This window comes from Azospirillum sp. B4, assembly GCF_000333275.1.
Taxonomy (GTDB): Bacteria; Pseudomonadota; Alphaproteobacteria; order Azospirillales; family Azospirillaceae; genus Nitrospirillum.
On the sequence record NZ_BACU01000548.1, the window covers coordinates 1 to 1,248 of the forward strand.

Sequence of the window (1,248 nt, forward strand, 5' to 3'; positions counted from 1 at the left end):
AGATCCCACATGATCAGGCCGGACGCCCCTCCCCGTACTGTTCCGGTTGCGGAATGGTCCTATGAATGCCTCGCCACTTCAGGGCTTAAGCCCCTGGCCGATGAAGTCGGCCGCCTCCGCCGCGATTTCCGCCGCCGGGCGATCGTCGCCCCAGACGGCGTAGCGCTGGCCGATGAAGACGCTGATGCCGATCAGGGCCCAGGCCCGCACCTCCACGTCGCCCTCGCGGATTTCCCCCCGTTTCTTGGCCGACTCCAAACCAGCGATATAGCCGTCGGCGAACACCTGATAGTAGCGCCGGTAGGCATCCTCGGCAACGAACTGCGCCTCCATCACAATGCGATAGAGGTTGCGATGGGCCCGCACGAATTCGATGAACGCCTCCAGGCCCAGGCGTTCCGCCGTCAGGCGGTCGGGCGCGCCGGCCACCCGCTCCGCGATCCAGCGGCGGGTCAGCGCCCCCATGTCCTCCACCAACGCGCGGAACAGCGACTCCTTGCTGTCGAAGTAGGTGTAGAAGGTGCCCAGCGCCACGGCCGCCCGCTGGGTGATGCCGCTGACCGACGCCTCATGGAAGCCGCGCTCACCGAATTCCAGGGCGGCCGCGTCCAGCAGCTTGCGCAAGGTGCGCTTGCCCCGTTCGGTGCGCGGCGTCTTGTCGGCGCTTGTTGAGTCCGTGGACGCCACCTCTGTTTCCGGCCCCCCACCCACCCCGTTTTGCGCCGTGGCATCGGCTTCATCGCCGCTCGCGACCTGCTTCGCCGCGTCCCGCGTCCGCGCCATGCCCAACCTCCCTCTCTCGCTTTCTCGAACTTGAACGTTGACTCAACTTTCATCTTGCGGCAAGCATGACGGCGGGAGGACGATCCGCCGGCACCACTGTCGGTGGATACCACGAAGCGCGGGAAACACCGATGCACGAACTGGGGCGACAGGCCGGGGATCGGCCGGGCGGGGCTGAAGCGCGCCTGCCACCGGGACGGAGGGGGCATCCAGGCTGCCGTACCGCCGGCGCGGGCGCCCCCTGGTGTTGCTGCATGGTTGGGCCACCCATGGCGGCTTCTTCAAGCCCAGTTGGCGAATCTGGCCCAGGATTTCCGGTGGATCGCGCCCGAACTGCCGGGGCATGGCGGCTCACCGGCGGCGGCGGCCAAGGGTGGGGGCCCTGGCGGAAGNCCTGCGCCCCCTGCTGAATAAATGGAAGTTCCGGGCGCCCCTGCTGGCCGGCTGGTCCTGGGGGCCATGGTC

Annotated in this window: 1 protein-coding gene; it reads right to left on the bottom strand. The window is 68.2% G+C overall.

The genetic code is table 11. The annotated features are described in order from the left end of the window. Positions 1-78: 78 nt before the first annotated feature. Positions 79-783, bottom strand: coding sequence for a TetR/AcrR family transcriptional regulator (locus tag I55_RS24815; RefSeq protein ID WP_083901407.1), 705 nt, complete (start codon positions 781-783; stop codon positions 79-81). Positions 784-1,248 lie beyond the last annotated feature (465 nt).